Here is an 8,892-nt window from a genome sequence, read left to right as displayed (position 1 = left end):
CCAGAAATAACTTTAAGTGTAAAGGCAAGTATAGCAGAGAATAAAGTTTTAATCAAAATTTCAAATCTGATATTTTTTAATATTTGGTAAGTTAAAAATTTATTTTAAATATTTTACTCTTCGAGAAGATGTCTCTGGTTTTGGTTTATTTTTAAAGTGTATCCTCTCAGCACATTTTCCTAAACTTCGCGAAAAGCTACATTTCAGGAAAAGAGCTTCATTCACAATAATCTTGGACACAATTTCAAAGTAGCTATCATTACTTTCAGTCGCTATTAAGTCGAACAAACGAACTACATCTGAATAGAACCCTATCAACTTTGAAATAGAGTCCGCTAATTAATTTCACTTACACCTTTCACTTCACAAAGTTGTAAAATTCTGCCCGAAACGAACTGCATAACCGTTCGCGCACTCACTTTTATAAGTTCTTATTCCCTCAAAATTTTAGTGTCAGTTACTGAAAAGGTAACAGCGATGGCGCTATGGGAAGTAAGTAGATATTAAATCATCATCGGCTACTTTCATCTCAATCTTACCTAATAAATAGATAGCAAAACGTATCAAATCCCTGCTTTTTGAGCTAAAAGAAAAGGAAAACGCTCAAGATATAATAAGTATGCAGATAAATGCCATTGTGGCAACTAATTGACACCAATCTAAACCATATATAATTGGCTTAACTATTGACCTAATATGCTCATAATCATTATTAAGTAATATCAATGGTCTCCAGTATTTATTACGAATACTTTAAAAAGTTGATTAGATTTTTCTTAAAAAATGCAAGGTGTAGTTTAACACCTCTTAGGCTTTTTAGCTTTAGATAAAAAGTACTGCAAACCCGAAATTAAATGGAGGGATTGTATAGCAAGAGGGTAACACGCTGGCGCGATGTTACAATATTCAGTTTTTTTCAAAACACCAGTAAAATAAGTGCTTGACAACGATTTATTGTTTTGTGTTTTAAAAATTGAAGTGTTGTTTTTCACGGAAAAACGCTCACAACTAGACAAGGACAACAAATTTTTCACGGAAAAATGGACAAAGGATATGAAAAAGAGCAATTTAAGAGCTTAAGTATTAAAGCTTCTGTAGCAGCTAAGTTCAATAAATTTTGTAAAGAAATGTCACTTTCAAAATCGATGACCTTATTGGTTATGATTGAGTTTTTTGAAGAAAACTGTATTTCACCAACAGAGTCTATGGGACCAAATATGGAGACATTAGAGAAGCGGATTTCACTTCTTATTAAAAAACGAATGAATGGAATGATTGCCATAATGAAAGACATTGAAAAGAACCAGACCAAACCGACAGTAGCAATGCTACAATCACTTTTTGAACAAGCTGAACCAAAGAAGAAAGTACGAATGGTGGAGAAAAATGACCCTTATCTGGAGAAAGACGTTCGCTTTCGCGAAAAGAAATATTTGAATAACAATGATGATGTGTAATGAAAAGTGTAAACTACATTATTCACCTCAATACTATATTGGAAATATTCAATAACGATGAACGTATTAAACAAGGACATATCACATTATACCTTGCCTTCTTCTATTTATGGAATAAAAAATTTTTCAAAGAGACCTTAACCATAAATCGGGAGTTTATAATGGAGCGCGCAAAGATTAAATCAAAAACAACGTATCATAATCATTTGCGAGATTTAGATGCTTGGGGATATCTTACCTACTATCCATCATACCATCCATCAAGAGGTTCTAAGATTAAGATGACCAGAGCTTGTCCCAAAAGTGGTACAACCTCTAGTACACTGAAGGTCCAAAATTTGGACAACTGCGTTCCAAAACCTAGCCAAAATTTGGTATCTTCTTATAAACATAAAACAAAAGAAAACTTAAATAAACAGCCTGTCTTATTTTTTAACGAAAGTGAAGTCATTTTGTTTTTTGAGCAAAATAGTTGGCCAGAGATAGAAGCACTAAAATTTCACGCTTTTATTAAATCGAAAAAATGGAAAACAGACAATTGGCAAACTATAGCGAGGATTTTTGCTAAAAACGATTTTGAATTAAAAGAACCTAAAATGAGGAGTCCAATTTCTGGCTATGTAGAAAAACTTAGAAATGATGGGGATAGGGACTATTGAATGCTCTTTTGAAAAGCCTATTTTATTTGTCTTACTGCTTGGGTTGAAGCCTGCATTTTAGCCTTGAGTATCTTCATATCTTCGCTCACTTTTCTATCCAAAATTTTGGCGTAATGTTGCGTAGTTCTTAAAGATTTGTGACCAAGCATTTTGCTTACAGATTCAATAGGAACACCATTTGATAGTGTTACTGTAGTTGCAAACGTATGTCTCGCCAAGTGAAAAGTTAGGTTCTTTGTTATTTTGCAAAGTATCGCTATTTCCTTAATGTAGGCATTCATTTTTTGATTACTTAATACCGGAAGTAGTCTACCTTTATTCGAAACATCAGGATGGTCGTCATACTTCTTCAAAATATCAATAGCTGTGGGTAATAATGGAATACTGCTTCGCGTATCGGTTTTAGAACGTTTTATTTTAATCCACTTATCACCATCTATACCAATTACGATATCGTTGCGCGAAAGCTTCTTTACATCGGCATATGCAAGTCCGGTAAAACAAGAAAAGAGAAAGATATCTTTGACTTGGTCCAAACGTTCTGTATGTAATTCCTTTTCCACCATCTTTTGAATTTCTTCTTCGGTAAGAAATTCTCTCTCAACTATTTTAAGTTTAGCTTTCCAATTTGCAAATGGGTCTTTCTGAATCCAATCGTTAGCAAAAGCGATACGTATGATTTTTTTGAAATTTGTGACATACTTAATAGCTGTGTTATGCGCGCACTTTCGTTCTGTTTTTAAGTAGTATTCTAAGCCCGATATAAATTTATGGTCTACATCTTTTACTGGAATATCCTCAAGGTTATATTCTAAATTTATATAATCTGAAACGTGTTTCTTTGCTGTTTTGTAGCGCTCTATGGTTCCAGGAGCAAATTCTTTCCCTACTAAACGTTCAATCTTATCATTATGATTCTGGAAAATTTCAAGTAGCATCTTATGATGTATTCCTTTGCCTAAATAAACATTCTTAATAATTTCAGCCGTGACCAGCTCTTGATTCTCAGATAACGTTTCCTGAATCTTGTAGATTTTAACTTTAATAGTGTCCATATACTTATTAAGCTCACGAACATCAGTTGTCGTTCCGCGAACCTTTCCAGCCTCAGAGTTCCATCTACTCAATAACACCTTTCGTTTTATGCTCAACTCGCTACGCTTACCATTTACCGTTATTCTTAAGTAAATAGGAGCATTACCGTTTTTGTCAATGTCATTACCTCTTGGGTAAAATAGGATTGAAAATGTAGTTTTCATCGGTGCGTGGTTTTTATCGCACTATAAGGTACAAAAAATACAAATGCAAATTACACGTAAACCCCTATACAACAATAGTTAACGACTTATTAGGTGCGTATTTTAGTATAAATATTTACGCACCGAATCACGCACCTTTTATTTGATATTATATGATTTTAGATGATATTATGAAAAATTAAAAAAGCCCATAAACATAGTGTTTACGGGCTTTTAGCAGAATTTGGTAATTCCTAAGCGGAGAAAGAGGGATTCGAACCCCCGGAGGTGTGACCCTCAACAGTTTTCAAGACTGCCGCATTCGACCACTCTGCCATTTCTCCAAATCGTGGTCTTCACGATCGCTACCACTTGGTGCGTTAGCGGGTGCAAATATAAGATGCTTTTTTTATTTAGTAAAACCTTTTTATAAATTAATTCCACTTATAAGAAATGGTTCTTTAGAAATAGGAAGATGTTATGCACTTATTAATTTATTTGTAGCTACTATTTCTACCTTTGTGACATAATTCGAGACTATGGCTTCTAATACAATAAAACAATTGCAATGGCGCTACGCGACCAAAAGCTTCGATCCATCCAAAAAACTTTCCGAAGAAAAAATTGATCTGCTTAAAGAGTCTTTTAACCTCACAGCCACTTCCTACGGACTGCAACCTTTAAAAATGGTGGTGATTAGCAATGATGCTACAAAAAAAGATTTGGTGAGCATGACGATGGACCAAAAACAAGTGGCAGAAGCTTCACATGTCTTAGTTCTGTGTATAGAGTCTACCATCACAAAAGAATTTATTGAAGGCTATTTCGATCGAGTGGAACAAATTAGAAATACGCCGCGTTCTATCCTACATCCCTTCGAGTCGTTCCTAGTGGCATCGTTTTCTGAAAAGTCACATAACAATATAAAAACATGGATGGAAAAGCAGGCCTATCTCGCGATGGGAAACCTGCTTACCGTATGTGCATTGGAAGGAATCGATGCCTGCCCAATCGAAGGATTTGAACCAAAAAAATACGACGAATTTCTAGATCTAGCTAACAAGGGAATTCAATCGGTATTGGTGTTGGCCGTCGGATATCGAGCCGAAGACGATTTCTTTTCAGCATTAAAAAAAGTACGAAGAGGCACTCAAGAAGTGATCATCGATATGGAATAAGGTTAACGCTCGACATTGCGAACTGTAACTGACTTCTCGTCATCGCGAACTGTTACTACAAACAAACTGCTGTTATCATCATCGTTCATATTCTCGAATCGTTTTTCGCCTAAAATCGCATTCGCAAAATGTGGTGTCGTATTGCTATGACCAACTACCAGCACCGATTTTCCTTGCGTATTTGCCTTGAATGATTCAGAAAATAGTTTTGAAGCATCATAAATTTGTACTTCCAATTCTTTGTTCTTCGCTGTAGGAGCCGCGGTGCGCTGTGTACGCTTGTATTTGGTGCTATAAATGGCGTCGAGATGAATGGTATCAAAATAATTTGCCCATTGCTTGGCGCGTACTATACCGGCTTCATTAAGTTCAGGATCAGGATTTTTCGTATCGCTTCGGTCCTTTTCAGCATGCCGAATAAGATAATAAGTAGAGGTTTCTTCTGGTGGGTCAACCGTGAGAGCGGTAGTCTTTTCAACAGCTTGTTTGCAGGATACTAGTGTCAAAACACAGATCATGCCTAGATAAAATAGTTTCATACGACTTGTAATTTATTCTGAAAATAACACTTTTTAAGAGACTTTAGCAAAAAGATAACGAATACCTACTCTTTTTTAATACTTCCTTATCGGAGATTTATAAGGGATCTCTTTACATTTAGGGTATAACAAAAAAAGATAAACTATGAATACGCAAGAGTTAAAAGGAAAATGGAATCAAATTAAAGGGAATGCGAAACAAGAATACGGTGTGACCACCGATGATGACGCAACCTTTAGTGAAGGAAAATTCGATGAACTAGTTGGAAAAATCCAAGAAAAGACAGGAAAGACCAAAGAAAAGATCAAGGAAGAAATTTCTAATTGGTAGATCAAGTAAACCAAAATTGCTATGAAAAAGAAGACCCTCCCGTGTGGAGGGTTTTTTTATAGATAAGTTGCAGCCGCAATAGCCGAATATCCGAATGTGATAATGGTGATACAAACTATATAGATCGCTGGCACATAATTGCGTGGTGAGTTGTGAATAACTTGCACTTTGGTTTTCATATAGTTGGCTTTAAGTGGTTAACCTATATATGACGACTTAACAACGCTTTTTGTTACAGCTGCTTCGGAACACGAATAACAGTATTGTTTGGACAAACGATGGTTTAGTCTTCGATGGTAAAGTGTAAAAAACCAATTAGCATTTCATCTGTACTCTGTATTCCATAACGAACTTCCTTTTCAGGATCGGGATTAAACGCATTTTGAAACGTATTATCATAGACCCCATCGACAACAATCTTCGATCCTCTTGGAATGTCAATCGGTGTTTCGAATCGGTAGACCCACTGCCAGTTGAAATTAAAATCGGGTACCGAAATAAGTGTTTCCTTGGAGCCATTAGGGTATTCAACACCTACTTTTATGCTTTTTCCTCGATAGTGCATGTGGGGTGTAACATAGTACAACCTAATGTCCCGTTCAAGGGAATCTGATGCTTGAAGCTTAACATCTGCGCTAAATGGAGGAATTACGAATTCGGTAAGAGATGTGGCCAATGCGTGTAATTCTTTTTTAGGCGGGGTATCATGAAAATATAGACCTATGGCGGTAGTATCGGTTTCTTCTTTGCCGGTTGTGGTATAATGAATTTGTATAGTGATCTCTGTATGCTTCGGAATAAAAACACCCGTACTATCGGGAAAATAGGAAGCTCTTCCGTCACTCGTACTTACCGCAATGGCATTATCGGTCCATTTTTGCATCTTTCTACTGGTCACCTCACTCTGCTTATTTTTTGCTGTATTGGTCACTAACACGTGATGCACTACCTTCTTATTACCCGGTTTGATTTCAAAACCCTTAAGCCATCGATCTTGGTCATTGTTCAAAGAAATTGTTTGATATCGATATGGAATTAATCCTGTGGCAGGGATTATTTCTGGTTCTAAGGTGTATACAGCATCGGGAGCGCCCAATTTCCAGGTGTTTGGTATCGGTTTTAGCAAGGCCAATGAGTCAGTTCCCGTCCCGCGAGCAAGTCCGGAATCAATCCATCGCATTAGTTTTCGCTTTGTACTATCGGGAAGATGTAACGTATTGCTAAAGGCACCAATGTAGGGATCGTGTTTAGCCGGAGGCATGCGTTGGCTTAGCAAAACTTCTTTGATCATAGAAGACCATCCAACCACTGTAGTATAATCGGTCATCGCCCAAGGTGCAATCCCATTTGTTCGGTGACATTCAACACAATGTTTTTCTAGGATAGGTACGATATCTTTGGTATAAGTAAGCGATGTGTCTGTTTCTAAATTTGTCAGTCGTGTAACGGTACATCCTTTCGTTACTTCTTGATATTGTTTAGGTGTTTTATCTTCGGAAACTGCTTCCAAGGCATCGCGCAGGTAGGTCTCGGTTGGAACATTCTTCTGTGATTCATAATCAAGGCGGTTGTTAATAGGCCCACGATACAATATGTTTCTACTTGTGGGATGTAATACAATCGCTTCTGCCGTAGTGGTTATATTCAATGCATCGGCTAAGAGTTGAGCCGAATCAACCAACACAGGTACTTCGAAGCCATAGGCTTCCGACTCTTCTCGAATGGAGGCTCGATCGTCTTGAAGATTACTGTTTAGCATGAAAAAGGTGAATCCTTTCGACTCATATTCCGAAGTAATGGCATGAAAATCAGTTAAAGCATTCCTTACTATGGGGCAACCATTTCCTTGTACCCACAAAATGATTGCTTTACTATCGTTATAATACGACATGCGATGTAGCGTGCCTTGTGCATCATAGAGCGCATAATCGTTATGTCGGCTATCAGCAACAGGGCTGGGGTTGTTGCAGGCCAATAAAACTGAGAATAATAAAACGGTCACAATAATTTTAGACACCACAATTGTTTTTGCGAATGTACAGAAATTCACTGGAGGATGTATAAGCAGATCGATACGGATAAATTGAATGTAAGTATTGCGTTTATTTGTAAGAGTTAAGGTTTTTTTTGGTATTTTAAACTCAACTTTAAAAAATCAAATTATGAAAAAACAGTACTCTTATTGGAAAGTAAGCGCGTTAGTTGTGCTTACTTTTTTGTTTTCGATCCATACTACTAATGCACAGTCCTGTACCGATCCAACCGTCTCGGATACCGATGGGCCCGGTACCGTTTGTGAGGGTAGTACGGCAACTTTAACTGCAACACACGATGGCGAAGATGTTAATTGGTATGACGCTGAAACCGGCGGAAACCTGTTAGGTACTGGAAGTCCTTTTGTTACTTCCGAATTGAGTTCGACATCTAGCTTTTGGGCAGAATCGGTAAATAATGGATCCGGAACACCGCAAACAGGTGGAGGTCGAGTTGCGCCTACCAACACTTCTTCTTCGGCAGTTGTCGATGTTACAAGCCCATGGGGACTTGCCTTCGATGCGAATCAAGGATTTACAATTAATTCGGTAGATGTGTATCTGGCGTCGAATACGCCCGGCGATCTTACAGTACAGTTAAAGGACAACGGGTTAAACATTCTTGACGAGATTACTGTTGCTGCACCAGCCGGAAACCCTTCGGTTCCTGTACAATTTGCAGTTGCCTTAGATTTTTTCGTTCCTGCCGGTACCGATTATAACCTTGTAGCTTCGGTTAGTCCGGTAATGGTACGAGAATTTTCCAGCGGACATCCGGGTTTTCCATATCCAATAGGAACGGTGGGTACCATTAATGGTGGAACAATAAACGATAATGATACGAATTCTGGGCTGTATTACTTTTTTTATAATTGGACAGTAACTCCGGGTGAGGTATGTACATCAGATAGAGTAGAGGAGGTAGTAACAGTAACACCGGCTCCCGATGCACCAACGGGGGATACTATGCAAACGTTTACCGCTGGGGAAACCTTGGCAGATCTTGATGTTACAGGAACCGATCTTACGTGGTACAGCGACGATATGGGTGCTAATGAAATTCCCGATGACACCCCTTTAGTAGACGGTACTACCTATTATGTTAGTCAGACAGTGGGTGGATGTGAAGGAGATTTGCTTGCAATTACCGTGAGCTTGGTGCTTGGCACAGAGGATGCCACACTCGCAGGATTGTCGTTTAGTCCAAACCCCGTAACATCAAACTTACAGCTGTCTAACGAGGTGGCTATAAAGCAGCTTACTGTTTATAGTATTCTAGGCCAAGAATTAGTAGTTCAATCGCCAAATTCTACTAATGTATCTATAGACCTATCTATTCTATCGGCCGGTTCTTATTTTATAAGTGTCGCTACTGAAACAGGGGCCACTTCCATTAAAATATTGAAGGAGTAAGAAACTATATCTTTAATTAAAAAAAAGCCCCGTTCATTTCGAAC

At 37.8% G+C, this 8,892-nt stretch carries 8 protein-coding genes and 1 tRNA gene; 5 read left to right on the top strand and 4 right to left on the bottom strand.

The window, feature by feature from the left end:
• Positions 1-1,040: 1,040 nt before the first annotated feature.
• Both DWA30_RS08595 and DWA30_RS08590 read left to right on the top strand, forming a co-directional pair.
• Positions 1,041-1,457: a BfmA/BtgA family mobilization protein gene (locus tag DWA30_RS08595; RefSeq protein ID WP_114492133.1), complete on the top strand. Its 417-nt coding sequence runs from the start codon at positions 1,041-1,043 to the stop codon at positions 1,455-1,457.
• Complete coding sequence (locus DWA30_RS08590; RefSeq protein ID WP_114492132.1) at positions 1,457-2,116, top strand: hypothetical protein; 660 nt, start codon at positions 1,457-1,459, stop codon at positions 2,114-2,116. The genes DWA30_RS08595 and DWA30_RS08590 overlap by 1 nt, the downstream gene beginning before the upstream one ends.
• A gap of 17 nt (positions 2,117-2,133) precedes the next feature.
• On the opposite strand, the gene DWA30_RS08585 is transcribed toward DWA30_RS08590, so the two are convergent.
• Together DWA30_RS08585 and DWA30_RS08580 are read right to left on the bottom strand one after the other, a co-directional pair.
• Positions 2,134-3,375: a site-specific integrase gene (locus DWA30_RS08585; protein ID WP_114492131.1), complete on the bottom strand. Its 1,242-nt coding sequence runs from the start codon at positions 3,373-3,375 to the stop codon at positions 2,134-2,136.
• Positions 3,376-3,613: 238 nt separating this feature from the next.
• Positions 3,614-3,698 (bottom strand) — tRNA-Ser (locus DWA30_RS08580).
• Positions 3,699-3,893: 195 nt separating this feature from the next.
• Here DWA30_RS08580 and DWA30_RS08575 point away from each other — a divergent pair.
• Complete coding sequence (locus DWA30_RS08575) at positions 3,894-4,532, top strand: NAD(P)H-dependent oxidoreductase (protein WP_114492130.1); 639 nt, start codon at positions 3,894-3,896, stop codon at positions 4,530-4,532.
• 2 nt (positions 4,533-4,534) lie between these two features.
• Here the strand turns inward: DWA30_RS08575 and DWA30_RS08570 are convergent, their stop codons facing one another.
• Positions 4,535-5,071: a SixA phosphatase family protein gene (locus tag DWA30_RS08570; protein ID WP_114492129.1), complete on the bottom strand. Its 537-nt coding sequence runs from the start codon at positions 5,069-5,071 to the stop codon at positions 4,535-4,537.
• Positions 5,072-5,216: 145 nt separating this feature from the next.
• On the opposite strand from DWA30_RS08570, the gene DWA30_RS08565 reads away from it, so the two are divergent.
• Positions 5,217-5,402, top strand: coding sequence for a CsbD family protein (locus tag DWA30_RS08565; RefSeq protein WP_114492128.1), 186 nt, complete (start codon positions 5,217-5,219; stop codon positions 5,400-5,402).
• A gap of 283 nt (positions 5,403-5,685) precedes the next feature.
• On the opposite strand, the gene DWA30_RS08560 is transcribed toward DWA30_RS08565, so the two are convergent.
• The gene (locus DWA30_RS08560) at positions 5,686-7,419 is read right to left on the bottom strand and encodes a redoxin domain-containing protein (RefSeq protein ID WP_136073179.1); all 1,734 of its coding nucleotides are present in this window, start codon (positions 7,417-7,419) and stop codon (positions 5,686-5,688) included.
• 145 nt (positions 7,420-7,564) lie between these two features.
• Here DWA30_RS08560 and DWA30_RS08555 point away from each other — a divergent pair, with 145 nt between their 5' ends.
• Positions 7,565-8,848, top strand: coding sequence for an Ig-like domain-containing protein (locus tag DWA30_RS08555; protein ID WP_114492126.1), 1,284 nt, complete (start codon positions 7,565-7,567; stop codon positions 8,846-8,848).
• The last annotated feature ends 44 nt before the right edge of the window (positions 8,849-8,892 follow it).

Origin of the sequence: Candidatus Ulvibacter alkanivorans (assembly GCF_003333325.1) — a bacterium.
Lineage (GTDB): Bacteria > Bacteroidota > Bacteroidia > Flavobacteriales > Flavobacteriaceae > Ulvibacter_A > Ulvibacter_A alkanivorans.
This window is presented reverse-complemented; position numbering and strand designations above follow the sequence as displayed.

Bases quoted from the DNA above. Each gene is read 5' to 3' on its own strand.
- DWA30_RS08570 (WP_114492129.1), bottom strand. From the start codon at position 5,071: ATGAAACTATTTTATCTAGGCATGATCTGTGTTTTGACACTAGTATCC.
- DWA30_RS08565 (WP_114492128.1), top strand. From the start codon at position 5,217: ATGAATACGCAAGAGTTAAAAGGAAAATGGAATCAAATTAAAGGGAAT.
- DWA30_RS08555 (WP_114492126.1), top strand. From the start codon at position 7,565: ATGAAAAAACAGTACTCTTATTGGAAAGTAAGCGCGTTAGTTGTGCTT.
- DWA30_RS08590 (WP_114492132.1), top strand. From the start codon at position 1,457: ATGAAAAGTGTAAACTACATTATTCACCTCAATACTATATTGGAAATA.
- DWA30_RS08575 (WP_114492130.1), top strand. From the start codon at position 3,894: ATGGCTTCTAATACAATAAAACAATTGCAATGGCGCTACGCGACCAAA.
- DWA30_RS08585 (WP_114492131.1), bottom strand. From the start codon at position 3,375: ATGAAAACTACATTTTCAATCCTATTTTACCCAAGAGGTAATGACATT.
- DWA30_RS08595 (WP_114492133.1), top strand. From the start codon at position 1,041: ATGGACAAAGGATATGAAAAAGAGCAATTTAAGAGCTTAAGTATTAAA.